Annotated in this window: 22 protein-coding genes; all 22 read left to right on the forward strand. The window is 73.2% G+C overall.

The genetic code is table 11. The features are described from left to right. Nucleotides 1-40 precede the first annotated feature (40 nt). Nucleotides 41-1,036, forward strand: coding sequence for a 16S rRNA (cytosine(1402)-N(4))-methyltransferase RsmH (gene rsmH / locus JQT67_RS10105; protein WP_208064555.1), 996 nt, complete (start codon nucleotides 41-43; stop codon nucleotides 1,034-1,036). Next, nucleotides 1,033-1,683 carry a hypothetical protein gene (locus tag JQT67_RS10110; RefSeq protein WP_208064556.1) on the forward strand — a complete coding sequence of 217 codons (651 nt, stop codon included), beginning with the start codon at nucleotides 1,033-1,035 and terminating at the stop codon, nucleotides 1,681-1,683. The genes rsmH and JQT67_RS10110 overlap by 4 nt, the downstream gene beginning before the upstream one ends. 91 nt (nucleotides 1,684-1,774) lie before the next feature. Continuing rightward, nucleotides 1,775-3,568 (forward strand): penicillin-binding protein 2, encoded by a 1,794-nt coding sequence (locus JQT67_RS13785; protein WP_208064557.1) that lies wholly within the window; start codon nucleotides 1,775-1,777, stop codon nucleotides 3,566-3,568. A 20-nt stretch (nucleotides 3,569-3,588) separates the two neighbouring features. Beyond that, entirely contained in the window at nucleotides 3,589-5,169 is a 1,581-nt protein-coding gene (locus JQT67_RS10120; protein ID WP_208064558.1) for a UDP-N-acetylmuramoyl-L-alanyl-D-glutamate--2,6-diaminopimelate ligase, read from the forward strand. Further along, nucleotides 5,169-6,572: a UDP-N-acetylmuramoyl-tripeptide--D-alanyl-D-alanine ligase gene (gene murF / locus JQT67_RS10125; protein WP_208064559.1), complete on the forward strand. Its 1,404-nt coding sequence runs from the start codon at nucleotides 5,169-5,171 to the stop codon at nucleotides 6,570-6,572. The genes JQT67_RS10120 and murF overlap by 1 nt, the downstream gene beginning before the upstream one ends. Beyond that, nucleotides 6,573-7,676 carry a phospho-N-acetylmuramoyl-pentapeptide-transferase gene (gene mraY / locus JQT67_RS10130; RefSeq protein ID WP_208064560.1) on the forward strand — a complete coding sequence of 368 codons (1,104 nt, stop codon included), beginning with the start codon at nucleotides 6,573-6,575 and terminating at the stop codon, nucleotides 7,674-7,676. After that, nucleotides 7,655-9,169, forward strand: coding sequence for a UDP-N-acetylmuramoyl-L-alanine--D-glutamate ligase (gene murD, locus JQT67_RS10135; RefSeq protein WP_307864299.1), 1,515 nt, complete (start codon nucleotides 7,655-7,657; stop codon nucleotides 9,167-9,169). The genes mraY and murD overlap by 22 nt, the downstream gene beginning before the upstream one ends. Next, nucleotides 9,135-10,352, forward strand: coding sequence for a putative lipid II flippase FtsW (ftsW, locus tag JQT67_RS10140; protein ID WP_208064561.1), 1,218 nt, complete (start codon nucleotides 9,135-9,137; stop codon nucleotides 10,350-10,352). The genes murD and ftsW overlap by 35 nt, the downstream gene beginning before the upstream one ends. After that, complete coding sequence (murG, locus tag JQT67_RS10145; RefSeq protein ID WP_208064613.1) at nucleotides 10,349-11,437, forward strand: undecaprenyldiphospho-muramoylpentapeptide beta-N-acetylglucosaminyltransferase; 1,089 nt, start codon at nucleotides 10,349-10,351, stop codon at nucleotides 11,435-11,437. Before ftsW ends, murG begins: the two co-directional genes overlap by 4 nt. Next, nucleotides 11,434-12,849, forward strand: a complete 1,416-nt coding sequence (gene murC, locus JQT67_RS10150) for a UDP-N-acetylmuramate--L-alanine ligase (RefSeq protein WP_208064562.1) — start codon at nucleotides 11,434-11,436, stop codon at nucleotides 12,847-12,849. The genes murG and murC overlap by 4 nt, the downstream gene beginning before the upstream one ends. Continuing rightward, nucleotides 12,846-13,943: an FtsQ-type POTRA domain-containing protein gene (locus tag JQT67_RS13790; RefSeq protein WP_208064563.1), complete on the forward strand. Its 1,098-nt coding sequence runs from the start codon at nucleotides 12,846-12,848 to the stop codon at nucleotides 13,941-13,943. Before murC ends, JQT67_RS13790 begins: the two co-directional genes overlap by 4 nt. 201 nt (nucleotides 13,944-14,144) lie before the next feature. Next, nucleotides 14,145-15,311: a cell division protein FtsZ gene (gene ftsZ / locus JQT67_RS10160; protein WP_021011646.1), complete on the forward strand. Its 1,167-nt coding sequence runs from the start codon at nucleotides 14,145-14,147 to the stop codon at nucleotides 15,309-15,311. 1 nt (nucleotide 15,312) lies between these two features. Continuing rightward, nucleotides 15,313-15,987: a YggS family pyridoxal phosphate-dependent enzyme gene (locus JQT67_RS10165; protein ID WP_208064564.1), complete on the forward strand. Its 675-nt coding sequence runs from the start codon at nucleotides 15,313-15,315 to the stop codon at nucleotides 15,985-15,987. Nucleotides 15,988-16,014: 27 nt separating this feature from the next. Beyond that, complete coding sequence (locus JQT67_RS10170; protein ID WP_021011648.1) at nucleotides 16,015-16,485, forward strand: cell division protein SepF; 471 nt, start codon at nucleotides 16,015-16,017, stop codon at nucleotides 16,483-16,485. A gap of 10 nt (nucleotides 16,486-16,495) precedes the next feature. Then, entirely contained in the window at nucleotides 16,496-16,804 is a 309-nt protein-coding gene (locus tag JQT67_RS10175) for a YggT family protein (protein ID WP_021011649.1), read from the forward strand. A 115-nt stretch (nucleotides 16,805-16,919) separates the two neighbouring features. Then, nucleotides 16,920-17,711 carry a DivIVA domain-containing protein gene (locus JQT67_RS10180; RefSeq protein ID WP_208064565.1) on the forward strand — a complete coding sequence of 264 codons (792 nt, stop codon included), beginning with the start codon at nucleotides 16,920-16,922 and terminating at the stop codon, nucleotides 17,709-17,711. 8 nt (nucleotides 17,712-17,719) lie between these two features. Next, nucleotides 17,720-18,319 (forward strand): signal peptidase II, encoded by a 600-nt coding sequence (lspA, locus tag JQT67_RS10185; protein ID WP_208064566.1) that lies wholly within the window; start codon nucleotides 17,720-17,722, stop codon nucleotides 18,317-18,319. Further along, the gene (locus tag JQT67_RS10190; protein WP_208064567.1) at nucleotides 18,319-19,239 is read left to right on the forward strand and encodes an RluA family pseudouridine synthase; all 921 of its coding nucleotides are present in this window, start codon (nucleotides 18,319-18,321) and stop codon (nucleotides 19,237-19,239) included. Before lspA ends, JQT67_RS10190 begins: the two co-directional genes overlap by 1 nt. 57 nt (nucleotides 19,240-19,296) lie before the next feature. Continuing rightward, nucleotides 19,297-22,806, forward strand: coding sequence for a DNA polymerase III subunit alpha (gene dnaE / locus JQT67_RS10195; protein ID WP_208064568.1), 3,510 nt, complete (start codon nucleotides 19,297-19,299; stop codon nucleotides 22,804-22,806). Nucleotides 22,807-23,078: 272 nt separating this feature from the next. Then, nucleotides 23,079-24,389, forward strand: a complete 1,311-nt coding sequence (gene hisD, locus JQT67_RS10200; RefSeq protein ID WP_208064569.1) for a histidinol dehydrogenase — start codon at nucleotides 23,079-23,081, stop codon at nucleotides 24,387-24,389. Further along, entirely contained in the window at nucleotides 24,389-24,868 is a 480-nt protein-coding gene (gene nrdR / locus JQT67_RS10205; RefSeq protein ID WP_208064570.1) for a transcriptional regulator NrdR, read from the forward strand. Before hisD ends, nrdR begins: the two co-directional genes overlap by 1 nt. Beyond that, a complete protein-coding gene (locus JQT67_RS10210) occupies nucleotides 24,865-25,884 on the forward strand; it encodes a quinone-dependent dihydroorotate dehydrogenase (RefSeq protein WP_208064571.1) in 1,020 nt (339 codons plus the stop codon). The genes nrdR and JQT67_RS10210 overlap by 4 nt, the downstream gene beginning before the upstream one ends. The last annotated feature ends 6 nt before the right edge of the window (nucleotides 25,885-25,890 follow it).

Genomic DNA, 25,890 nt, shown 5'->3' on the forward strand with positions numbered 1-25,890 from the left:
CGGATGGGGATCAGGGGCCGGGTCGGACCGCCCGAAGCCCATGGACGCATCCGACCTCCACATCCCCGTCATGCTCGAGCGCACCCTCGAGCTGCTCGCGCCCGCGATCGAGCGCGCCGCCGGCGAGGGGCGCGCCCCGCTCGTCGTCGACGGCACGCTCGGCATGGGCGGCCACACCGAGGCGATGCTCGCGGCGCACCCGACGCTCCGCGTCGCCGGCATCGACCGCGACCCCGACGCCATCCGGCTCGCGGGCCAGCGCCTCGCGCCCTTCGGCGACCGCTTCGTGCCCGTGCAGACCACCTACGACCGCATCGACCTCGCGCTCGAGGCAGCCGGTGCCGAGCACGCCGACGGCATCCTGCTCGACCTCGGCGTCTCGAGCCTGCAGCTCGACGACGCCGAGCGCGGCTTCGCCTACGCGAAGGACGCCCCGCTCGACATGCGCATGGGGCAGGCGGGCGACGTGACGGCCGCGACGATCCTCGCGGAGCGCAGCGACCGCGAGCTCGCCCGGCTCTTCCGCGTCTACGGCGACGAGAAGCTCGCCGACCGCTACGCGCGGGCTATCGTCGCCGCGCGCGCCGAGGCGCCGATCGAGACGTCCGCGCGGCTCGTCGACATCCTGCAGGCCGCGACGCCGCGCGCGCTCGCCAACCAGGGCCACCCCGCGAAGCGCGTCTTCCAGGCGCTGCGCATCGAGGTCAACCAGGAGCTCGCGATCCTCGAGCGCACGATGCCCGCCGCGATCGACGCGCTGGCCGTCGGCGGCCGGCTCGTCGTGCTCTCGTACCAGTCGCTCGAGGACCGCGTGGTCAAGCGCGCGCTGCAGGCCGCGTCGGCCTCGACCGCCCCGCGCGACCTGCCCGTCGAGCTGCCGGAGCACGCGCCGCACCTGCGGCTCCTCGTGCGCGGCGCCGAGCTCGCCGACGAGGCCGAGCGCGCGCGCAACCCCCGATCCGCGCCCGTCCGCCTGCGCGCGGCCGAGCGCATCCGACCCGCTTCGACCCACTCGACCAACCGGGAGCAGCCATGACCAGCCTGAGCGTCCTCGACCTGCACGCACAGCCGCTGCCCGCGCCCGAGGCGCCCGCGGAGCGGCACCTCCGCGCGCTGCCGACGCCGCGAGTCGCGCCCCGGCGTGCCCCGCGGCTCGTGCACGGCGTCATCGCCCTCGCGGGGCTCGCCGGCATCGTGTGCGCGCAGCTCGGCCTCTCGGTCGTCATCAGCGAGGGCGCCTACCGGATGAGCGCGCTGCAGGCCGAGTCGACGAGCCTCGCCCGCGCCGAGCAGAGCGTCGCGGAGGAGCTCGCCGTGCTGAGCTCGCCGCAGCACGTCGCCGTCGCGGGCGCCGAGCTCGGCATGCTCGCCGGCCAGCCCTCGCAGTTCCTCACGCTCGCGTCGACGTCGACCGCGGGCGGCCCCGACGCGCTCCACATGCAGGTGCCGGCCGTCGACGGCTTCGGCATGTACGTGCCCAACTCGCTCCTCACCGCCCAGCCCGAGGTCGCCGCATCCGTCGCCCACGTGCAGGCCGCCGCGATCGAGCCCTACCCGGGCATGCTGCTGCCCGCCGGCGAGAGCGCCCCCGCGATCGAGGCGACGGCGCCCGCGGCCGTGCAGGCGGTCGAGCCGACGACCGTCGCGCCCGGCACGCTGCTGCCGGCCCCCGGCCAGGAGTGAGCCGGCGAGGGCGTGGCGGCACGGTCGCGCGCCCCGTCGCCGATACCGTGCACGTCGACATGGAAGCTCGGCCGCCGAGCAGGAAGCGCAGGTGAGCGTGGCCGCGAGCGCGAAGCGCAGCAGCGATCGGGTGCGGACCGTCGTGGTCGCCATCCTCACGTTCGCCCTCCTCGCCGTGTTCGTCGTGCGGCTCGCCGACATCCAGCTCGTGCGCGCCGAGGCCCTCAACGCCGAGGCGGATGGGCGGCGCGGGGTGACGCAGACGATCTTCGGCACGCGCGGGCCCATCGTCGACGCGAACGGCACCGTGCTCGCCGAGAGCGTCGACCGCTGGGACCTCACGATCTCGCCGCGCTACACGCGCGACCTGCAGCCCGGCATCGACCGCGTCGACGAGACGCTCACGGTCGGCGACGCGCTCGTCGAGATCGGCGCCATCACGGGGCAGGACCCCGTCGACCTGCAGGCGAAGATCCTCGCCGAGCTCGAGCGCGACCCCGACTCCGACTACCTGCTGCTCGTCGGCGGCCTCGACGTCGCGCAGTTCGAGGCGGTGCGCGACCTCGGCCTGCCCTACGTCTACCTGCGCCTCAACCCGCAGCGGATCTACCCCTCGGGCTCGGTCGCGGGCAACCTGGTCGGCTTCATGGGCGCCGACGAGCCGCTCGCTGGCGTCGAGCGATCCGAGGACGAGTGCCTCCGCGCCGAGTCGGGCTCGCGGGTCTTCGACCGCGGCGCCGACGGCACGCCCATCCCCGGCTCGATGACGACGCGGCCCGCCGTCGACGGCGGCTCGGTGCAGCTCACGATCGACGCCGACGTGCAGTTCCAGGTGCAGCAGCTCACGCAGCAGTACACGTCGCAGCTGCGCGCGCGCAGCGGCACGAGCATCGTCATGCGCGCCGACGGCTCGATCGTCGCGGTCGCCGAGTCGGCGACCGTCGACCCCAACGACCCGACCGCATCCGACTCCCGCGACCGCGGCTCGCGCGCGTTCACCGCCGCCTACGAGCCCGGCTCGATCTTCAAGGCGTTCTCGTTCGCCGCGATGCTCGACCTCGGCATCATCACGCCGCGCGACGAGCTGAGCGTGCCGTGGACGTACACGGCGCCCGGCGTGCGCGTGCGCGACGCCCTCTCGCACGAGGTCGAGCAGTGGACGGCCGCCGGCATCCTCGTCAACTCGTCGAACTCCGGCATGGTGCGGCTCGCAGAGCCCATGGCGACGAGCGACTACTACGAGTACCTCGATCGCTTCGGCTTCGGCGAGACGACCGCGGTCGACTTCGCCGGCGAGCAGCCGGTGCCGCTCCGGAACCCCGCGAACCTCGACGCGCAGACGCAGCTCAACGTGCTCTTCGGCCAGGGCATCGCCGCGACGCCCATCCAGCTCGCGTCGGCCTACCAGGCACTCGCGAACGGCGGCGTGCACCTGCCCGCGCGGCTCATCGCCGGCTGCACCGACGCCGAGGGCGAGGTCACCGCGCCCGAGGTCGGCGAGGGGGAGCGGGTCGTGAGCGACACGACCGCGCGCCAGACGCTCGAGGTGCTCGAGAACGTCGTGACCGACTACGGCTACGACACGTTCCCGATCGAGGGCTACCGCATCGCCGCGAAGACCGGCACGGCGCAGATGGCGTACGAGGACGGATCGGGCTACGACCCGAACCGGATGATGATCTCGGTCGCGGGCGTGTTCCCCGTCGACGACCCGCAGTTCGTCGTGCTCACGATGTACGACAGCCCCCAGACGATCCGCACGAGCGGCGGGGCCATCCCGGCCTTCCACGATATGGTGAACCTCTTGATCCGCCACTTCGACATCCCGCCCAGCACGACCCAGCAGCCGGAGATCCCGCTCGAGTGGACCGCCGATCAGCCATGAGAGCGATGCACGAGGAGAGGATGTCCGTGGGACCCGTCGCACCGAGGATCCTGCGGCCCGAGCACCCCGCGCCCAGGCCGCTCACCGGCCTCGTCGAGGCGTTCGAGCTCGCGGTCGAGGCCGACCTCGACGGCATCGAGGTGACGGGCGTGACGCTCGACTCGAGCGACGTCGAGCCCGGCGACCTCTTCGCCGCGCTGCCCGGCGCCCGGCGCCACGGCGCGGAGTTCGCCGCGGCGGCGCTCGAGCAGGGCGCGGTCGCGGTGGTCACCGATGCCGCGGGCGCCGCGATGCTCGAGACGGGCGCGCCCGTCATCGTGCTCGACGACCCGCGCGCCGCGCTCGGCGAGATCTCGGCCTGGGTGTACCGCACGGGCGAGGACCGCCCCCGGCTCTTCGGCATCACGGGCACGAACGGCAAGACCTCGACCTCCTTCATGCTCGAGGGCCTGCTCGCCGACCTCGGCTTCGTCACGGGCCTCTCGACGACCGCCGAGCGGCACGTCGGCGACCTCGTCGTGACGTCGAAGCTCACGACCCCCGAGGCGAGCGAGCTGCACGCGCTGCTCGCGCGGATGCGCGAGGCCGGCGTGCGCGCCGCGGTGCTCGAGGTGAGCGCGCAGGCCATCGAGCGGCACCGCGTCGACGGCGTCGTCTTCGACGTCGTCGCCTTCACGAACCTCAGCCACGACCACCTCGACGACTACGGCTCGATGGATGCCTACTTCGACGTCAAGGCCGAGCTCTTCACCCCCGATCGCGCCGAGCGCGGCGTCGTGTGCGTCGACACCGAGTGGGGCCGCCGCATCGCCGAGCGCAGCCGCATCCCCGTCACGACGGTGACGAGCGAGCCGGGGGTCGACGCCGACTGGCACGTCGACATCTGGGAGGAGACGCCCTCCTCGACCTCGTTCACGCTCACGGGCATCGACGGCGGCGCGATCGAGGTGCAGATCCCCTTCATCGGCCGGCACATGGCGATCGACGCCGCGATCGCGATCCTCATGCTCGTCGAGGACGGGTTCGAGATGGAGGCGATCGCCGAGGTGATCGACCGCGGCATGCGCCCCACCCTCCCCGGCCGCATCGAGCGCGTCTCGGGCGAGGGCGGCCCGGCGGTCTTCCTCGACTACGGCCACAGCCCCGACGCCTTCGCGCAGACGCTCGAGGCGCTCCGGCGCGTCACCGAGGGGCGCCTCGTCATGCTCTTCGGCGCCGACGGCGACCGCGACGCGACCAAGCGCGTCGACATGGGCCGCATCGCGGCCGAGCTCGCCGACGCCGTCGTCGTGACCGACTTCAACCCGCGCACCGAGGACGCCGCGAGCATCCGCGCCCAGGTGCTCGAGGGCGCTCGCGCGGCCGCGGGCGACAAGCCCGTCATCGAGTCGTCGCCCGAGGAGGCGGCGATCCGCGAGGCGCTGCGCCTCGCCGGGCCGGGCGACACCGTGCTCTGGGCGGGCCCGGGCGACGCCGACTACCGCGACGTCGCCGGCGTGCGCGAGCCCTTCGACGCGCGCGCCGAGGCGCGTCGCGCGCTCGAGGAGGCCGGCTGGCCCACCGAGGAGCGCGGCGAGCGCGCCGGGCGGGACGCGCGCTGATGCTCCGGATGCGCGCCCGCGAGATCGCGGCAGCCGTCGGCGGAGCGCTCCACGGCGACGACGTGCTCGTGACGGGCTCGGTAGAGACCGACTCGCGACTCGTGACGCCCGGCGGCGCCTTCGTCGCGATGCCGGGGGAGTCGACCGACGGCCACCGCTTCGTCGACGCGGCCGTCGCCGCGGGCGCGGCGCTCGTCATCGCCGAGCGGCCGCTCGAGCAGGCCGTGCCGCACGTCGTCGTCGACTCGGGCGTCGTCGCGCTCGGCGCGCTCGCCGCCGACGTCATCCGCCGCGTGCGGGAGGCGGGCGAGCTCACCGTCATCGGCGTCACCGGCTCGAACGGCAAGACGACGACGAAGAACATGCTGCAGGCGATCCTCGAGCAGCACGGGCCGACCGTGAGCCCGATCAAGTCGTTCAACAACGAGGTCGGCGCGCCCATGACGATGCTGCGCATCGACGAGGCGACCCGCTACCTCGTGCTCGAGATGGGCGCGAGCTACGTCGGCGACATCGCCCGCCTGACGGCCATGTCGCAACCGGACGTCGGGGTCGTGCTCAAGGTCGGCCTCGCCCACGCGGGCGAGTTCGGCGGCGTCGAGGCGACGACGCGCGCGAAGACCGAGATGGTGCGCGACCTCGCGGAGTCGCACGTCGCCGTGCTGAACCGCGACGACGAGCGCGTCGCGGGCATGGCGGGCGCGACGCGCGCGCGCATCGCGTGGTTCGGCACGTCGCCCGGCACCGCCGACGACCCGACGACCCTGTGGGCCGGCGACATCGCCTCGACCCTCGAGGGCACGACCGCGACCATCCACCGCGGCGAGGAGTCGTGGCCCCTGCGCCTGCGCATCCTCGGCGAGCACCACGTCATGAACGCGCTCGCAGCCCTCACCGTCGCCGACGCCCTCGGCCTCGACCTCGAGCGCGCGATCGCGGCGCTCGGGAGCCTCGAGCGCGCGGAGCGCTGGCGCATGGAGCTGCTCGAGCCGGGCGGCGGGATCACCGTCATCAACGACGCCTACAACGCGAGCCCCGACTCGATGGCCGCCGCCATCCGCTCGCTCGCGCACATGACGCGCGAGGCCGGGCGCCGCTCGATCGCCGTGCTCGGCGAGATGGGGGAGCTCGGCGCGCTCTCGGCCGAGGAGCACGACCGCATCGGCCGGCTCGCGGTGCGCGTGCGCATCGACCGGCTCGTCGTCGTCGGCAGCGCCGCGAAGGCGATCCACGACGCGGCGGAGCTCGAGTCGTCGTTCGGCCAGGACACCGCGTGGGTCGAGACCGCCGAGGAGGCGGAGGCGCTCCTGCGCTCGAGCCTCGAGCCCGGCGACGTCGTGCTCGTGAAGTCGTCGCTCTCCGCGGGCCTCAAGGACCTCGGCGACCGGATCGGGGGTCGCTAGGTGCTCGTGCTCATCGCCTCCGCGGGCATCGCGCTGCTCGTCTCGCTGCTCGCGACGCCGCTGTTCATCCGCGGCTTCGCGCGCATCGGCTGGGGCCAGTTCATCCGCGACGACGGCCCGCAGTCGCACCACACGAAGCGCGGCACGCCCACGATGGGCGGCCTCATCTTCATCGTCGCGATCCTCGCGGGCTACTTCGGCGGCAAGCTGCTCGGGCAGGACCCCCCGACCGTGCCGGTGCTGCTCGTCCTGCTGCTCATCGTCGGGATGGGCGTCGTCGGCTTCGTCGACGACTTCCTGAAGATCTCGAACCAGCGATCGCTCGGCCTCGGCGGCTGGGCGAAGGTGCTCGGCCAGCTCGTCGTCTCGGTCGCGTTCGGCGTGCTCGCCATCACCGTGCCGGTGGGCGCGAGCGGCCGACCCGTCGTCGACCCCGTCATCTCGGGCGTCCGCGACATCCCGTGGCTCGACCTCGCGCCGTGGGGCGCGATCGGCGTCATCGTCTTCGTGCTGTGGATCACCCTCATCAACGTCTCCGCGGCGAACGCCGTCAACGTCACGGACGGGCTCGACGGCCTCGCGACCGGCTCGATGATCCTGTCGATGATCGGCTACGCCTTCATCGCGTTCTGGCAGTTCAACCAGTCGTGCTTCACGCCCGGCGCGGCGGAGGAGGACCTCTACCGCTGCTACGACGTCGTGCAGCCGCTCGACATCGCGACGCTCGCGGCCACGATCGCCGCCGCGCTCATCGGCTTCCTGTGGTGGAACACGAGCCCCGCGCAGGTGTTCATGGGCGATGTCGGCTCGCTCGCGCTCGGCGGCGCGCTCGCCGGCCTCGCGGTCATGACCGACACGCACCTGCTGCTGCTGCTCATCGCGGGCCTCCCGATCATCACGACCGGCTCCGTCATCGTGCAGCGCGCCTACTTCAAGGTCACGGGCGGCAAGCGCATCTTCCTCATGAGCCCGCTGCACCACCACTTCGAGCTCAAGGGCTGGGCCGAGATCACCGTCGTCGTGCGCTTCTGGATCATCGCGGGGCTGTGCGTCGCGGCGGGCGTCGGGCTGTTCTACTTCCAGTGGCAGGTCGCGACCCCGTGAGCCGGCTCGACGACCTCACCTCGTGGCACGCCGACTGGCGGGGCCTCCGCGTCGCAGTGCTCGGGCTCGGCGTGACGGGCTTCGCCGCGGTCGACACGCTCGCCGAGCTCGGCGCCGACGTCACGGCGATCGCCGAGCGCGTCGACGACGAGCGACGCACGATCCTCGGCGTGCTGGGCGTGCCGATCGTCGAGGCCGGCCGCGACGAGTCGCCCGCGGCCCTCGCCGAGGCGGAGCTCGTGATCGCCTCGCCCGGGCTGCGGCCCGACCACCCGTGGCTCGCCGCGGTGGCTGAGCACGGCATCCCGGTCTGGGGCGACATCGAGCTCGCGTGGCGCGTGCGCGACAAGGTGCGCGCCGCGGAGTGGGTGCTCGTCACCGGCACGAACGGCAAGACCACGACGACCCAGCTCACCGCGCACATGCTGCGCGAGGCGGGCAAGCGCGTCGCGCCCGTCGGCAACATCGGCACGCCCGTGCTCGACGCCGTGCGCGACCCCGAGGGCTTCGACGTGCTCGTCGTCGAGCTCTCGAGCTTCCAGCTCCACAGCCTCCCGACCGACGGTCCCGGTGCGCTCTGGCCGCACTCGGCCGCGTGCCTCAACATCGACGACGACCACCTCGACTGGCATGAGTCGGCGGATGCGTACCGCGCGGCCAAGGGGAAGGTGTACGGCAATGCGCGCATCGCGGCCGTCTACAACGTCGAGGACGCCGCGACCATGCGGCTCGTCGAGGAGGCCGACGTCGTCGAGGGCTGCCGCGCGATCGGCTTCTCGCTCGGCGTGCCGGGCCCGAGCGACCTCGGCATCGTCGACGGCGTGCTCGTCGACCGCGCCTTCCTCGACGAGCGCCGCTCGAGCGCGCTCGAGCTCGCGCACCTCGACGACCTCGAGCCCGCGGGGCTCCGCTCGCCCCACATGGCGCGCAACGTGCTCGCGGCCGCCGCGCTCGCCCGCGCGGTCGGCGCCGATCCTGCCCACGTGCGCGAGGCCATCCGCTCGTTCCGGCTCGACCGCCACCGCACCGAGCTCGTCGCGATCGTCGACGGCGTGCGCTTCGTCGACGACTCGAAGGCGACGAACCCGCACGCGGCCGAGGGCTCGCTCAGCGCCTTCGACCCCGTCGTGTGGATCGTCGGCGGGCTCTTCAAGGGCGCCGATGTCGCCCCGCTCGTCGCGAAGCACGCGCGGCGCGTCGCCGCCGCGGTCGTGATCGGCGTCGACCGCGCGCCCGTCGTGGAGGCGTTCGCACGACACGCGCCCGGCATCCCGGTCGTCGAGGTCGACACGCCCGACACTGGATCGGTGATGCGGATCGCCGTCGAGGCGGCCGCATCGCACGCCGAGCCAGGCGCGACGGTCCTGCTGGCCCCGGCGGCGGCATCCATGGACCAGTTCGTTGACTACGCGGAGCGCGGCGACCGGTTCGCCGACGCGGTGCGGGAGAGGGGGGCTCGTGGCGACCACGACGGCTCCCGCCCCGGCGGCTGAGGCCCGACCGGCCGGCATGGGCCGACGCGCGCTCGTGCGCGTGCGCGCGGTCTTCGGCGCGCCGACCCTCAACGCGGCCCTGCTCTCGGGCACGACGCTCTTCCTCGTCGCGTTCGGCCTCATCATGGTGCTCTCGTCGTCGTCGGTCGAGGCCTACGTCGCGGGCGGCTCCTTCTTCACCGACTTCGCGAAGCAAGCGGCGTTCGCGGCCGTGGGCGTCGTGCTCATGCTGCTCGCGGCCCGCATGCCGGCCACGACGTGGCAGCGCCTCGCGTGGCTCGGCATCATGCTCGGCATCGCGCTGCAGGTGCTCGTCTTCACGCCCCTCGGCTTCGGCGCGAACGGCAACCGCAACTGGATCGGCATCGGCGGCTTCTCGCTCCAGCCGTCCGAGTTCGTGAAGGTCGCGCTGTGCGTGTGGCTCGCGATGATCATGACGCGCAAGCAGGCGCGCATCCACGGCTTCTGGCAGGCGTGGATCCCGGCGGGTCCCGTCGCCGGCCTCTCGATCGGCCTCGTCCTGCTCGGCAGCGACCTCGGCACGGTCGTCATCATGGCGCTGCTGTCGTTCGGCGCGCTGTGGTTCGCGGGCGTCAAGTGGTGGCACCTCGCGCTGCCGGCCGTCGGGCTCGGACTGCTCGCCGTGCCGGTCGTGCTCTCGAGCCCCTCGCGCGTGCGCCGCGTGACCGCGTTCCTCCAGGGCTGCACCGACGCCGACTACTACTCCGGCTGCTGGCAGCAGCTCCACGGCACGTGGGCGCTCTCGGCCGGCGGGCTCTTCGGCGTCGGGCTCGGCAACTCGCGCGCGAAGTGGTCGTGGCTGCCCGAGGCCGACAACGACTACATCTTCGCCATCATCGGCGAGGAGCTCGGCCTCCTCGGCGCGGCGGTCGTGCTCGCGCTCTTCGCGCTGCTCGCGTGGACGATGCTGCGCATCGTGCGCCACGCCTCGCTGCAGATGACGCGCGTCGTCACGGGCGCCGCGATGGTGTGGCTCGTCGGCCAGGCGATCGTCAACATCGGCGTCGTGCTCGGGCTGCTGCCCGTGCTGGGCGTGCCCCTGCCGTTCATCTCCTCGGGCGGCTCGCAGCTCATCGCGGCGCTGCTGATCGTCGGCGTCGTGCTCTCGCTCGAGCGGGTCGACAACCCGACCGTGCGCTCGCTCGCCGAGGCGCGGGACTGACCGTGCGCGTCCTGCTCGCCGGCGGCGGCACCGCCGGCCACGTCAACCCGCTGCTCGCGACCGCGCAGCGGCTGCGCGAGCGGCACCCGGACGCCGAGCTCGTCGTGCTCGGCACGCGCGAGGGCCTCGAGCGCGAGCTCGTGCCGCGCGCGGGCCTCGAGCTCGCCACGATCGAGAAGCTGCCCTTCCCACGCCGTCCCGACCTCGCCGCGCTGCGCTTCCCGGGCCGCTGGCGGCGTGCGGTCGCCGAGGTGCGCGCGCTCATCCGCGAGCGGCGCATCGAGGTCGTCGTCGGCTTCGGCGGCTACGCCTCGGCGCCCGCCTACCGCGCGGCGCGGCTCGAGCGCGTGCCGATCGTGATCCACGAGGCGAACGCGAAGCCCGGCATGGCCAACCTGCTCGGCGCGCGCTGGACGCGGTTCGTCGGCATCTCCTATCGCTCGACGAGCCTCGCGGGCGAGCTCGTCGGGATGCCGCTCCGTCCCGAGATCACCGCTCTCGACCGCGCGAGCCTGCGGCCGGAGGCGCTCGCCGAGCTCGGCCTCGACACCGACCGGCCGACGCTGCTCGTCACGGGCGGCTCGCAGGGCGCCCGCTCGATCAACCGCGCGATCGTCGCCGCCGCGGCCGACATCGTCGACGCCGGGTGGCAGATCCTGCACCTCTCGGGGGGACGCCAGACCGACTTCGAGCCCGCGACCGTGCCGCACTACGTCGCGATCGAGTACCTCGACCGCATGCACCTCGCGCTCGCCGCCGCCGATCTCGTCGTGTGCCGCGCGGGGAGCCTCACGGTCTCCGAGCTCATGGCGGTCGGGCTGCCCGCGATCTACGTGCCGCTGCCCTACGGCAACGGCGAGCAGGGCCTCAACGCCGCCGACCAGGTCGCAGCCGGGGGAGCCGAGCTCGTCGCCGACGCCGAGTTCACGGCAGAATGGGTGCGCGCGCGGCTCGTGCCGCTGCTGCGGGACGCCGATCGCCTCGCGGCGATGGCCTCCGCCTCCGCGGGAGCCGGCGCGAGCGACGGCAGCGACCGGATGTGCGATCTCATCGAGCGGGCCGCCGCCACGAGGAGGCAGCCGTGATCGAACCAGACCTGACCCAGCCGATCCCCGAGTCGATCGAGCGCGTGCACTTCATCGGCATCGGCGGCTCGGGCATGTCGGGCATCGCGCACATGATGCTCGACGCCGGCATCGCCGTCTCGGGCTCCGACCGCTCCGGCTCGGCGACCGTCGACCGGCTGCGCGAGCGCGGCGCGAGCGTCGCGATCGGCCACGCCGCCGCGAACCTCGCCTTCGAGGGCGAGCACCGGGCGGATGCGGTGGTCGTCACGAGCGCGCTGTGGCCCGACAACCCCGAGCTGCTCGCGGCGCGCGAGGCCGGCATCCCCGTGCTGCACCGCTCGCAGGCCCTCCACGTGCTCGCGCGCGGCAAGCGCGTCGTCGCGGTCGCCGGCGCGCACGGCAAGACGACCACGACCGGCATGCTCGTCGTCGGGCTGCACGGCCTCGGGATCGAGGCGGGATTCGTCAACGGCGGCATCATCGCCGGGCTCGGCGTCTCGAGCGGCCACGGCGACTCCGACGTGTTCGTGCTCGAGGCCGACGAGTCCGACGGCTCGTTCCTGCTCTACGACGTCGCCGTCGCGCTCATCACGAACGTCGACACCGACCACCTCGATCACTACGGCACGCCCGAGGCGTTCGACGCCGCGTTCGCGGAGTTCGCGAACCGGGCGAGCGAGGCCGTCGTCATCTCGATCGACGACCCGGGCGCGCGCCGCGTGCGAGAGTCGATCACGCACGAGCGGGTCGTGACGTTCGGCGAGGCCGAGGGCGCCGACGTGCGCATCGTCGACGTCCGCCTCGGCGAGAGCGCCGAGTGCACCGTCGAGGTCGCGGGCGCCCGCTTCGAGCTCTCCGCCGGCGTGCCCGGTCGGCACAACGCCGTCAACGCGGCCGGCGCCCTCGCGACCCTCGTCGCGCTCGGCATCGCCCCCGCCGACGCGGCTCGGGCGCTCGCCGCCTTCCGCGGCACCGGCCGCCGCTTCGAGCTCCACGGCGAGCGGCGCGGCGTGCGGGTCTTCGACGACTACGCGCACCACCCCGCCGAGGTCGACGCGGCGCTCACGGCCGCCCGCAGCGTCATCGGCGACGGCCGGATCATCGCGATCCACCAGCCGCACCTCTACACCCGCACGCGCGATATGGCCGCCGACTTCGCGGCCGTGTACGAGCGCGTCGCCGACCACACCGTCGTGCTCGACGTCTACGGCGCGCGCGAGGACCCGATCCCCGGCGTCACCGGCGCGCTCGTCGCCGAGCGCTTCGCCGACCCCGCCGACGTCGACTACCTGCCCGACTGGCAGCGCGCGGCCGAGCGCGCGGCTGCGCTCGCGCGCGAGGGAGACATCATCGTGACGCTCTCGTGCGGCGACGTGTACCGCATCATCCCGCAGGTGCTCTCGGCGCTCGAGGAGGGCGGCGAGGCGTGAGGCGACCCGACGGCTTCGAGCCGGTCGAGCCCGAGCCCCGCGCAACCGAGGCCGAGGAGGCGGGGGAGCGGCCCGTCGACCTCGCCGAGCTCGTGCGCGCGCGCCGCGAGGCGCTCGAGCGCGAGGCCGCCGAGGCCGTGCCGCAGCGGCGCTGGGCGCTGAGCGCCTACGGCGACCTCGACGAGGGCGAGGCGGCGGATGCCGACGGCACCGACGCGGGGACGGCGCCGGTCGAGCCGCTCGTCGAGGGCGGCTCGCACGCCCAGCGCGTCGACCGGGCATGGCGCGAGGCGGAGCGCGAGCAGCGGCGCGCCGAGCGCGCCGAGGCACGGGAGGCGGCGCGCGCCGCGCGGGCCGCGAAGCGCGCGCGCGTGCGCCGCGAGCGCGCGGAGGTGCGACGCTTCACGGCCGCGCGCCGCAGGCAGCTGCGCACGGCGCTCCTGGCCGTGGGCGGTCTCGCGGTCGCGCTCGCCGCGCTCGTCGGGCTCGTCTGGTCGCCGCTCATGTCGGTGCGGGAGGTGCGCGTCGAGGGCACCGAGCGCCTCGGCGCCGCCGCCGTGCAGCAAGCGCTCGCCGACTCGATGGGCCAGCCGATCGCGACGGTCACCGAGGAGGGCGTCGCCGCGCGCCTCCGGTCCATCCCGCAGATCGAGTCCTTCCGGGTCGACATCGTGCCGCCGTCGACCGTGATCGTGCGGATCGTCGAGCGCGAGCCCGCGGCCATCGTGCCGGGGGATGCTGGCGAGGTCGTGATCGACGCGGCTGGCGTCGTGCTCGGCGGGGTCGACGAGTCGACCGCCGCGCTCCCGCGGCTCGACGGCGTCGCGGTCGGCACCGAGGAGTTCGAGGCGGCCGCGACCGTGCTCGTGTCGGTGCCCAGGAGCGTGCTCGAGGCGACCGCGACGATCGCGGCGCCGACCCCGTCCGACATCCAGCTCTCCCTGCACAGCGGGCAGACGGTGCTGTGGGGCGGCGCCGACGAGAGCCAGCTCAAGGCCGACGTGCTCGCCGCGCTGCTCGAGACGCAAGACCCGGCGCTTGCGGTCATCCTCGACGTGAGCGCCCCCGAGACGCCCGTCGTCCGCGGCTCCTGACGCCCGTCGGCGGCGTCCCGAGCGCCCCCTGGCGCCTCGAAGAATCTGACGATTCTTTTTCTTGTCCTGACCTGCGCCGACACACCGAGTCGCTCCCGGCCGAGCGCCTCCGCCGCCCGTACCGTCGGAGTCGTCAGCATGAAGTGAGGAATTCTCTAAACTTCAACTAGAGGTTGAGAGTTCGATCGAGGGGCCGGGACCGTGACTTCCAACAACAACTACCTCGCCGTCATCAAGGTGGTCGGTGTGGGCGGCGGCGGCGTGAACGCCGTGAACCGCATGATCGACCTCGGCCTGCGCGGCGTCGAGTTCATCGCCATCAACACCGACGCGCAGGCGCTGCTGCTCAGCGACGCCGACGTCAAGCTCGACGTCGGCCGCGAGCTCACCAAGGGCCTCGGCGCGGGCGCCGACCCCGAGGTCGGCCGTCGCGCTGCCGAGGACCACGCGGAGGAGATCGAGGAGGCGCTCGCCGGCGCCGACATGGTCTTCGTCACCGCTGGCGAGGGCGGCGGCACGGGCACGGGCGGCGCGCCCGTCGTCGCTCGCATCGCCAAGAGCCTCGGCGCGCTCACCGTCGGCGTCGTGACGAAGCCGTTCTCGTTCGAGGGCCGCCGCCGCCAGGCGCAGGCCGAGGCTGGCGTCGAGGCGCTCAAGAACGAGGTCGACACGCTCATCGTCGTGCCGAATGACCGCCTGCTCGAGATCAGCGACATGGGCATCTCGATGGTCGAGGCCTTCGAGACCGCCGACCAGGTGCTGCTCGCGGGCGTGCAGGGCATCACCGACCTCATCACGACGCCGGGCCTCATCAACGTCGACTTCGCCGACGTGAAGTCGGTCATGCAGGGCGCGGGCTCCGCGCTCATGGGCATCGGCTCCTCGCGGGGCGCCGACCGGGCGATCAAGGCGGCGGAGCTCGCCGTCGCGAGCCCGCTGCTCGAGGCCAAGATCGACGGCGCCCACGGCGTGCTGCTCTCGATCCAGGCGGGCAGCAACCTCGGCATCCACGAGACCTACGACGCGGCGAAGCTCGTGCAGGAGGCCGTGCACCCCGAGGCGAACATCATCTTCGGCACCGTCATCGACGACACGCTCGGCGACGAGGTGCGCGTGACGGTCATCGCCGCGGGCTTCGACGGCGCCGGCCCGATCGCGAAGGACGACGACTCGGTCATCCGCACCGCGGCGCGCACCGAGATGGGCCTGCGCGAGTCGTCGCACAGCGCCCCGAGCGCGCAGGAGGCGCCCGCCGAGCGACGGCCGATCCCGGCCCCGCCCGTCGCCGACCACCTCACCGGTCCGGTGCAGCCGCTCACCCAGGTGGACGAGGAGGAGGACGAGTTCCTCCCCGACTTCCTCCGCTGACGTGACCGACACCCCCGCCGCGCGCCTGGCCGCGTTCCTCGACGAGCTCGAGGGCGCGCGCCGGGGGCGCGAGGTGACGCTCGTCGTCGTGACGAAGCTTCACCCGGCCTCGCTCGTGCGCGAGCTCGCCGAGGCGGGGCAGCGGCACTTCGGCGAGAGCCGGCACCCGGAGTCGCGCGACAAGGCGGCCGAGCTCGAGGACCTCGGGCTCACGTGGCACTTCGTCGGCCAGCTGCAGCGCAAGAAGGCGCGGCAGGTCGCCCGCTACGCCGACGTGCTGCACTCCATCGACTCCGTCGACCTCGTCGAGGCGCTCGAGGGCGGCGAGCCGGGCGACGAGCGCCCGGTGCGCGACGCGCTCGTGCAGATCAACCTGACCGACGACCCCGGCCGCGGCGGCGTCGCGCCTGCGGGGCTCGACGCGCTCGCCGAGCGCGTCGCCGCATCACCCGCGCTCCGGCTCCGGGGCGTCATGGCGGTCGCGCCGCTCGGCGAGGAGCCGGCGCGCGCCTTCGAGCGGCTCGCCTCGCTCGCCGAGCGCGCGCGATCGATCGACCCCGACGCCGACTGGATCTCCGCCGGCATGAGCGGCGACTGGCGCGAGGCGCTCGACCACGGCGCGACACACCTGCGCATCGGCACGGCAATCACGGGAAACCGTGCGACCGGCTTATAGCGTGAACCCAGCCACGAGGAGGATCCCATGAGCAACGCACTCAAGAAGGCTGCGATCTACTTCGGCTTCGCCGAGGAGGACGAGCTGACCCAGGAGGTCCGTCCTGTCGAGCGGGCCGAGAGCGAGGAGCGCGCGCCCCAGCCCGTGCGCGAGCGCGCGGCGGAGGAGCCGCGCCGCGCACCCGTCACGAAGCTCCGCGCGAGCCAGAAGGTGAACGACATGAGCGAGATCCTCACGGTGCACCCGCGCCAGTACAAGGACGCGAAGGCGATCGCCGAGGCGTTCCGCGCCGGCACGCCGGTGATCATCAACCTGTCGCAGATGACCGACGGCGACGCGCGTCGCCTGATCGACTTCTCCGCCGGGCTCACGCAGGGCCTCGAGGGCCGCATCGAGCGCGTGACGACGAAGGTCTACCTCCTCACCCCCGAGCACATCGCCGTCTCCGGCACGCGCTCGATCGACGAGGACGCCGACTCGGCCGTCTTCTCGCACTGACGCGCGCCCAGTGCTGCTCGTCTCGATCCTCGCCTGGGTCGTCCACACCGCCGCGCTGCTCGCGTTCTACCTCCTCTTCGCGCGCATCGTCGTCGACCTCGTGCGACAGGTGCGGCGCGACTGGCGGCCGACGGGCTTCTGGCTCGTCGTGTCGGTGTGGATCCTGCGGCTGACCGACCCGCCGCTGCGGTTCGTGCGCCGGTTCGTGAAGCCCGTGCGCGTGGGCGGCGCGATGCTCGACCTCGCGATGGTCGTGCTCATGCTCGCGCTGCTGCTCGTCATGACCATCGTCGGTCCCTTCCGGCTCCTGCCCGCCTGAGCGCTCGCTCGGTCGGCGCTTGGCTAGGATCGACAGAACGCCGTCCGCGGGCGGGTACAGTGAATCTGCGCTGCAGGCCCGCTCGGGCCGGGCAGCCGACGAAGAAAGGCAAGCCATGGCACTGACTCCTGACGACGTCGTCCACAAGCGCTTCGAGACGACGCGCTTCCGCGACGGCTACGACCAGGACGAGGTCGACGACTTCCTCGACGAGGTCGTCACCGAGCTGCGTCGCCTCATCGAGGAGAACGACGGGCTCCGGGCCGAGAACGAGCAGCTCCGCCAGGGCATCGCCCCCGCCGAGCCCGCGCCGGCCGCAGAGGTCGACAATGCGGAGCTCGACGCCCTCCGCAGCGAGAACGAGCAGCTCAAGCAGCAGCTCGCCGAGCGCGACGCCGCGCCGGTCGCGACCGAGCAGGCCGAGCCCGTCGCGGCCGCCGAGCCCGACACTGCCGAGCTCGACGCGCTGCGCGCCGAGAACGAGCAGCTCAAGCAGCAGCTCGCCGAGCAGCAGCAGAGCGCCGCGCAGGCCGCGCCCGAGCCCGCCGCCGAGGCTTCGAACCCCGTCCAGACCGAGGCCAACAGCCTCATCGTGCTCGCGCAGCGCCTGCACGACGAGCACGTCGCCGAGGGCGAGCGCAAGCGCGACGAGCTCGTCGCCGCTGCCGAGCAGACCGCCCAGCAGATCGAGGAGGCGGCCGAGGAGCGCAAGTCGCTGCTCGAGCAGGAGTTCGACCAGACCAAGGCCCGCCTCGACGAGCAGAAGTCGCTCCTCGAGCAGAAGATCGACGAGCTCAAGAGCTTCGAGCGCGACTACCGCCTCAAGCTGCGCGGCTACATCGAGAGCCAGCTGCGCGACCTCGACCGGTCGTCGTCGCTCGCCTTCGGCGGCCAGGGCGGCAGCTGAGCCGCTCGGTGACGCACGAGGCTGCACCCGAGACCCCGGGCGCGGCTCCGGCGGCGCGCTCCTGGCGCACGCTGGGGCTCGTGCTCGGGGTCGCGGCGCTCGTCTGGCTCGGCGACCTGCTCTCGAAGGAGTGGGTCATCGCCGAGATGGCCGAGGGCGAGCGCCGGCAGGTGCTCGGCGAGCTGCTGCAGTGGCACTTCGTGCGGAACCCCGGCGCCGCGTTCTCGCTCGCGGCCGGCTCGACCTGGATCTTCACGATCCTCGCCGCCGCGGTCGTGGTCGTCATCATCACGCAGCTGCGACGCATCCGCTCCATCTGGTGGGCGGCCGCGTTCGGCGGGCTCCTCGGCGGCACGCTCGGCAACCTGACCGATCGGCTCACCCGCGAGCCGGGCTTCTTCGTCGGCCACGTCGTCGACTTCATCCAGGTGTGGGGCTTCCCGGCGATCTTCAACGTCGCCGACATCTTCATCGTCTCGTCGATGATCGGCATCGTGCTGCTCGTGCTGCTGAACATCGGCCTCGACGGGCAGCGGCACACCGACGAGCCGACGGCGGCGGATGCGTCCGGCGAGCCGGGCACGGACGCCGAGGGACCGCGCGACTGATGGAGTCCCGCTTCCTGCAGGTGCCGCCCGGGCTCGACGGCTCGCGCGCCGACGCCGGCATCGCGCGGCTGCTCGGGCTCTCGCGCACCGCGGTGGTGGCGATGCTCGACGCGGGCGGCGCCGTGCAGGACGGCTCGGTGCTCGGGAAGTCGGATCGGCTGCGCGCCGACGCGTGGCTCGACCTCTCGTGGCAGCCGCGCGAGGAGCCCACGATCGTCGAGACGCCCGTGCCCGAGCTCGGCATCGTGCACGACGACGACGACATCGTGGTGGTCGACAAGCCCGCGGGCGTCGCCGCGCACCCGAGCATGGGCTGGCAGGGGCCGACGGTCGTCGGCGCGCTCGCCGCGGCAGGCTTCAGGATCGCGACCTCGGGCGCCGCCGAGCGGCAGGGCGTCGTGCACCGGCTCGACGCCGGCACGAGCGGGCTCATGGTGGTCGCGAAGAGCGAGCGGGCCTACTCGCGGCTCAAGGCCGCCTTCCACGACCGCGAGGTCGAGAAGATCTACCACGCCGCCGTGCAGGGGCACCCCGACCCGCTCGTCGGCACGATCGACGCGCCCATCGGGCGGCACCCGAACCACGAGTGGCGCTTCGCCGTCGTCTCGAGCGGCAAGCACGCCGTGACGCACTACGAGACGATCGAGGCGTTCCGCGGCGGCAGCCTGCTCGAGGTGCAGCTCGAGACGGGTCGCACCCACCAGATCCGCGTGCACATGGCGGCCAGGAGGCATCCGTGCCTCGGCGACGCGATGTACGGCGCCGACCCGACGGTGAGCGCCCGGCTCGGCCTCGAGCGGCAGTGGCTGCACGCGGTGCGGCTCGGCTTCAAGCACCCCGGCACGGGGGAGTGGGCGGTCTTCTCCTCCGAGCCCTCGCCCGAGCTCTCGCGCGCGCTCGACGTGCTGCGCGAGGACTGACAGCCGGCGCGCGAGCCGCCGCCCGCGGTGGGCGCCCCGCCGTAGGATCGAGGGGCCATGGCAGACTCCTTCGCGCACCTCCACGTCCACACCGAGTACTCGATGCTCGACGGCGCCGCTCGCATCAACGAGCTCATGAAGGCGGTGCAGGAGGAGGGGATGCCGGCGGTCGCGATGACCGACCACGGGAACGTCTTCGGCGCCTACGAGTTCTGGAAGGCGGCACGCGCGCAGGGCGTCAAGCCCATCATCGGCACCGAGGCGTACATCACGCCCGGCACCCACCGCAGCGACAAGACGCGCGTGAAGTGGGGCGGCGCCGACGCCTCGCCCGGCGACGACGTCTCGGGCAGCGGCGCGTACACGCACATGACGCTGCTCGCCGAGAACGACGAGGGGCTGCGCAACCTCTTCCGGCTCTCGTCCTACGCCTCGATGGAGGGCTTCTACTTCAAGCCCCGCATGGACCGCGAGCTGCTCGAGCGCTACTCGACCGGGCTCATCGCGACGACCGGCTGCCCCTCGGGCGAGGTGCAGACGCGGCTGCGGCTCGGGCAGTTCGACGCCGCGCTCGAGGCGGCCGCGAGCTACCGCGACCTCTTCGGCGCCGACAACTACTTCCTCGAGATCATGGACCACGGGCTCGAGATCGAGCGGCGCGTCAAGGACGACCTGCTCGAGATCGGCTCGCGCCTCGGGCTGCCGCTGCTCGCGACGAACGACCTGCACTACACGCACGCGGAGGACGCGAAGAGCCACGAGGCGCTGCTGTGCGTGCAGTCGGGCTCGACGATGGACGACCCGAACCGCTTCCGGCTCGAGGGCGGCGGCTACTACGTCAAGTCGGCCGCCGAGATGCGCCACCTCTTCCGCGACCTGGAGGGCGCGAGCGACAACACGCTGCTCGTCGCCGAGCGGTGCAACGTCGAGTTCGACGAGTCGGCGAACTACATGCCGCGCTTCCCGGTGCCCGAGGGCCACACGGAGGAGTCGTGGTTCCGGCACGAGGTGCAGGTGGGCCTCGAGCGCCGCTACCCGGGCGGCATCCCCGACGCCGTCCACCGGCAGGCGGAGTACGAGATGGGCGTCATCTCGAACATGGGCTTCCCGGGCTACTTCCTCGTCGTCGCCGACTTCATCAACTGGGCGAAGGACAACGGCATCCGCGTCGGCCCCGGCCGCGGCTCGGGCGCCGGCTCGATGGCCGCCTACGCGATGCGCATCACCGACCTCGACCCGCTCGAGCACGGCCTCATCTTCGAGCGCTTCCTCAACCCCGACCGCGTCTCGATGCCCGACTTCGACATCGACTTCGACGACCGCCGGCGCCCCGAGGTCATCCGCTACGTGACCGAGAAGTACGGCTCGGAGCGCGTCGCCCAGATCGTCACGTACGGCACGATCAAGTCGAAGCAGGCGCTCAAGGACGCATCCCGCGTGCTCGGCTTCCCCTTCGGGATGGGCGAGAAGCTCACGAAGGCGATGCCGCCCGCGGTGATGGGCAAGGACATCCCGCTCTCGGGCATCTTCGACGAGAAGCACGAGCGCTACAAGGAGGCCGGCGACGTGCGGGCGGTCATCGAGACCGACCCCGACGCGAAGACCGTCTTCGAGACCGCGCGCGGGCTCGAGAACCTCAAGCGCCAGTGGGGCGTGCACGCGGCGGGCGTCATCATGTCGTCCGACCCCCTCATCGACATCATCCCGATCATGAAGCGCGAGCAGGACGGCGCGATCATCACGCAGTTCGACTACCCCGCGTGCGAGTCGCTCGGCCTGATCAAGATGGACTTCCTCGGGCTCCGCAACCTCACGATCGTCTCGGATGCGCTCGACAACGTCCGCGCGAACCGGGGCGAGGAGCTCGACCTCGAGACGCTCCCGCTCGACGACCGCGGCGCGTACGAGCTGCTGCAGCGCGGTGACACGCTCGGCGTCTTCCAGCTCGACGGCGGGCCGCTGCGCTCGCTCCTGCGGCTCATGAAGCCCGACAGCTTCGGCGACATCTCGGCCGTCATCGCGCTCTACCGGCCGGGCCCGATGGGCGCCGACTCGCACACGAACTACGCGCTGCGCAAGAACGGGCTCCAGGAGATCACGCCGATCCACCCCGAGCTCGAGGAGCCGCTCGCCGAGATCCTCGCCGAGAGCTACGGCCTCATCATCTACCAGGAGCAGGTGATGGCGGTCGCGCAGAAGGTCGCCGGCTACTCGCTCGGCCAGGCCGACATCCTGCGGCGCGCGATGGGCAAGAAGAAGAAGGCCGAGCTCGACAAGCAGTTCGAGGCCTTCTCGGGCGGCATGCTCGAGCGCGGCTACTCGGCCGCCGCTGTCAAGGCCCTCTGGGACATCCTGCTGCCCTTCTCGGACTACGCGTTCAACAAGGCGCACTCCGCCGCCTACGGCGTCATCTCCTACTGGACCGCCTACCTCAAGGCGCACTACCCGGCCGAGTACATGGCGGCGCTGCTGACGAGCGTCGGCGACTCGAAGGACAAGATGGCGCTCTACCTCTCGGAGTGCCGCCGGATGGGCATCACGGTGCTCCCGCCGGACGTCAACGAGTCGTCGCTCTACTTCACGGCCGTCGGCGACGACATCCGCTTCGGCCTCGGCGCGGTGCGGAACGTCGGCGATGGCGTGGTCGACGGCATCATCACGGCGCGCACGCGCGAGGGCGCCTACTCGAGCTTCCACGACTTCCTGAAGAAGGTGCCGCTCGGCGTCGCGAACAAGCGCACGGTCGAGTCGCTCATCAAGTCGGGCGCGTTCGACAGCCTCGGCGCGACGCGTCGCGCGATGCTCGAGATCCACGAGGATGCGGTGGATGCCGCCGTCTCGATCAAGCGCAACGAGGCCAACGGGCAGGTCGACCTCTTCGGCGACATCTTCGACGACCTCGAGACCGTCGCCGACCGCGTGCCCGACCGCCCGGAGTGGGGCAAGAAGGACAAGCTCGCGTTCGAGCGCGAGATGCTCGGGCTCTACGTCTCCGACCACCCGCTCTCGGGGCTCGAGCTCGAGCTCGCGAAGCACGCGACGCACCAGATCCAGGACCTCGCGGACTCGGCCGAGGACGGCGACACCGTCACGCTCGCGGGGCTCATCACGAACGTGCAGCACCGCGTGGCGCGTAACTCTGGCAACCAGTACGGCATCTTCTCGCTCGAGGACTTCGGCGGCGAGCTCGAGGTCATGGTGCTCGGGAAGACCTACACCGAGTTCCGGCCGGCGCTCGTGCCCGACCAGGTGGTCGTCGTGCGCGGCCGAGTGCGCACCCGCGACGACGGCTTCACGGTGCACGCGAACATGATCGACACCCCCGACGTGCAGCCGATCGACGAGAGCCGGCCGCTCGAGCTGCGGATCCCCGAGCGGCGCGCCTCGATGACGGCGATGCGCGAGCTGCGGTCACTGCTCGAGCGCCACTCGGGCCCGACCGACGTGCGGCTCGCGCTCGAGCGCCCCGAGGTGCTGCGGGTCTTCTCGCTGCCGCAGAAGGTGCGCGTCTCGAGCGACCTCTTCGGCGAGATCAAGAGCCTGCTCGGCCCCGCCTCGATCGCCTGACCCGCCCCGCGCCACCCGCGCACGCCGCCCCGCCCGTGAGTGGCGCCCGCGGCAGGTGAGTGGCGCCCGCGGCAGGTGAGTGGCGCCCGCGGCAGGTGAGTGGCGCCCGCGGCAGGTGAGTGGCGCCCGCGGCAGGTGAGTGGCGCCCGCGGTGGGTGAGTGGCGGACGACGCCGCCACTCACCTGCGGGAGCCGCCACTCAGGCGCGGGAGGCGCTGCTCGGCGGCAGGGCAGGGGCGGCGCGGGCGGGCGCGGCGAATACGATGGAGGTCATGCTCCGACGACTCGACCTCACGACGCTGCCCGGGGATCAGGAGCTGCGCGCGCTGCTGCCGCGGCCGGCGGTCGACGTCGAGCGCGCGCTGCCCGCCGCGCAGGAGCTCATCGCCGACGTGCGCGAGCGCGGCGCCGACGCGCTCGTCGCGCAGGCCGAGCGCTTCGACGGCGTGCGGCCCGCCGACCTCCGCGTGCCGAGCGAGGCGGTCGAGCGCGCGCTCGCCGAGCTGGATCCCGCCGTGCGCACCGCGCTCGAGACGGCGATCGCCCGCGTGCGCGTCGGCTCCGCCGCGCAGGTGCCGCCGCCGAGCTCGGTCGAGCTCGCGCCGGGCGCGGTGGTCGAGCTGCGCTGGCAGCCGGTCGACCGCGTCGGCCTCTACGTGCCGGGCGGCAAGGCCGTCTACCCCTCGAGCGTCGTGATGAACGTCGTGGCGGCCCAAGCGGCGGGCGTCGGCTCGATCGCGGTCGGGAGCCCCGCGCAAGCCGAGCACGGCGGGCTCCCGCACCCGACGATCCTCGCCGCGTGCGCGCTGCTGGGCGTCGACGAGGTCTACGCGATGGGCGGCGCCGGCGCGATCGGCGCCTTCGCGCACGGCGTGCCGGGCATCGGCCTCGAGCCCGTCGACGTCGTCACGGGCCCCGGCAACGTCTTCGTCGCTGCCGCGAAGCGCGCCGTCGCGGGCCGTGTGCGCGTCGACGCCGAAGCCGGCCCGACCGAGATCCTCGTGATCGCCGACGAGAGCGCCGATCCCGAGCTCATCGCCGCCGACCTCGTGAGCCAGGCCGAGCACGACGAGCTCGCGGCGGCCGTGCTCGTGACCGACAGCACGGACCTCGCCGACCGCGTCGACGCATCCGTCGCCCGCCGTGCCGCCGCGACCGCCGCGGCCGAGCGCGTCTCGACGTCGCTCGCCGGCGAGCAGTCGGCGATCGTGCTCGTCGCCGACCTCGAGGCCGCCGCACGCGTGAGCGATGCCTACGCGCCCGAGCACCTCGAGATCCAGTCGCGCGACGACGACGCCGTGCTCGCGCGCATCCACCACGCCGGCGCGATCTTCCTCGGCCCGCACTCGCCCGTGAGCCTCGGCGACTACGCCGCGGGCTCCAACCACGTGCTGCCGACCGGCGGCCAGGCGCGCCGCGTCGCGGGGCTCGGCGCCGCGACCTTCCTGCGGCCGCAGCAGGTCGTGCGCTACGACCGCGCGGCGCTCGAGGCGGTGCGCGCCGACGTCGTCGCCCTCGCGGGCGCCGAGGGCCTGTCCGCGCACGGCGAGGCGATCGACGCCCGGTTCGAGGAGGCGCGCTGATGCACTGCCCGTTCTGCCGCAACCCCGACTCGCGCGTCGTCGACTCGCGCACGACCGACGACGGCACGTCGATCCGCCGCCGTCGCCAGTGCACCGAGTGCGGGCGCCGGTTCACGACCGTCGAGACCGCGAGCCTCTCGGTCGTCAAGCGCTCGGGCGTGCTCGAGCCGTTCCGGCGCGAGAAGGTCATCGAGGGCGTGCGGAAGGCCGTGCGAGGCCGCCCCGTGACCGACGCCGACCTCGCGAGCGTCGCCCAAGCGGTCGAGGAGACCGTGCGCGCGACCGGCGCGAGCCAGATCGACGCGAACGAGATCGGCCTCGCGGTGCTGCCGCCGCTGCGCGCGCTCGACGAGGTCGCCTACCTGCGCTTCGCGAGCGTCTACAACGCCTTCGACTCGCTCGACGACTTCGAGGCGGCGATCCGGGCGCTCCGCGAGGAGCGCGCCGCGGCGGCCGACAGCGCCGAGGACGACCGGTGACCGCCTACGACCTGCTGTTCCGGCACGGCTTCGCGCACGTCGACCCCGAGCGCGCGCACCACCTCGGCGCGGCCGCGATCCGCGCGATCGGCGCCGCGCGCCCCGGGGTGCGGACGGATGCGCGGCTGACGACGCAGGCGCTCGGCCGTCGGTTCCCGACCCCGTTCGGCGTCGCCGCGGGCTTCGACAAGGACGCGACGATGATCGCGGGCCTCGGCGCGCTCGGCTTCGGCCACGTCGAGGTCGGCACGATCACGGCCCGCGCGCAGCCCGGCAACGAGCGGCCGCGCCTGTTCCGGCTCGTCGACGACCGCGCGCTCGTCAACCGGATGGGCTTCAACAACGGGGGAGCGGCGGCCGCCGCCGAGCGCATCGCCGCCGCTCGCGAGGCGCGCTCCCGACCGGTGATCGGCGTCAACATCGGCAAGAGCCGCGTCGTCGACGCCGATGACGCCGCGGCCGTCGAGGCCGACTACCTGCACTCGGCGCGCCTCCTCGCGCCGGTCGCCGACTACCTCGCCGTCAACGTCTCCTCGCCGAACACGCCGGGCCTCCGCGGCCTGCAGGAGGAGCGGGTGCTCGAGCCGCTGCTCGCCGCCGTGCGCGAGGCGGCCGGCGCGGTGCCCGTGCTCGTGAAGATCGCGCCCGACCTCGACGACGAGCAGGTCGCGGGCATCGCCGCGCTCGCCACCCGGCTCGAGCTCGCCGGCATCATCGCGACGAACACGACGATCCGCCGCGACGGGCTGCGGACGGCGGCGGATGCGGTGGCTCGCGCGGGCGCGGGCGGCCTGTCGGGGCCGCCGGTCGCGTCGCGCTCGCTCGCGGTGCTCCGCCTGCTGCGCGCCGAGCTGCCCGGCGCGATCGACGTCGTCTCGGTCGGCGGCGTCGAGACCGCCGCCGACGTGCGCGAGCGGCTCGAGGCGGGCGCCGCGCTCGTGCAGGGCTACACGGGCTTCATCTACCGCGGGCCGGGGTGGGCGCGCGAGATCAACCGCGGGCTGCTCGCCGGCTGACCGCGC

The sequence above is a fragment of the Agrococcus sp. TF02-05 genome (assembly GCF_017565345.1).
GTDB classification, from domain to species: domain Bacteria; phylum Actinomycetota; class Actinomycetes; order Actinomycetales; family Microbacteriaceae; genus Agrococcus; species Agrococcus pavilionensis.

What these genes read in the sequence shown, in the direction of transcription:
- murF (WP_208064559.1), top strand. Translation starts at nt 5,169, where the DNA reads ATGCTCCGGATGCGCGCCCGCGAGATCGCGGCAGCCGTCGGCGGAGCG.
- nrdR (WP_208064570.1), top strand. Translation starts at nt 24,389, where the DNA reads ATGCACTGCCCGTTCTGCCGCAACCCCGACTCGCGCGTCGTCGACTCG.
- JQT67_RS10180 (WP_208064565.1), top strand. Translation starts at nt 16,920, where the DNA reads ATGGCACTGACTCCTGACGACGTCGTCCACAAGCGCTTCGAGACGACG.
- JQT67_RS10120 (WP_208064558.1), top strand. Translation starts at nt 3,589, where the DNA reads ATGTCCGTGGGACCCGTCGCACCGAGGATCCTGCGGCCCGAGCACCCC.
- hisD (WP_208064569.1), top strand. Translation starts at nt 23,079, where the DNA reads ATGCTCCGACGACTCGACCTCACGACGCTGCCCGGGGATCAGGAGCTG.
- JQT67_RS10170 (WP_021011648.1), top strand. Translation starts at nt 16,015, where the DNA reads ATGAGCAACGCACTCAAGAAGGCTGCGATCTACTTCGGCTTCGCCGAG.
- JQT67_RS10110 (WP_208064556.1), top strand. Translation starts at nt 1,033, where the DNA reads ATGACCAGCCTGAGCGTCCTCGACCTGCACGCACAGCCGCTGCCCGCG.
- JQT67_RS10190 (WP_208064567.1), top strand. Translation starts at nt 18,319, where the DNA reads ATGGAGTCCCGCTTCCTGCAGGTGCCGCCCGGGCTCGACGGCTCGCGC.
- dnaE (WP_208064568.1), top strand. Translation starts at nt 19,297, where the DNA reads ATGGCAGACTCCTTCGCGCACCTCCACGTCCACACCGAGTACTCGATG.
- rsmH (WP_208064555.1), top strand. Translation starts at nt 41, where the DNA reads ATGGACGCATCCGACCTCCACATCCCCGTCATGCTCGAGCGCACCCTC.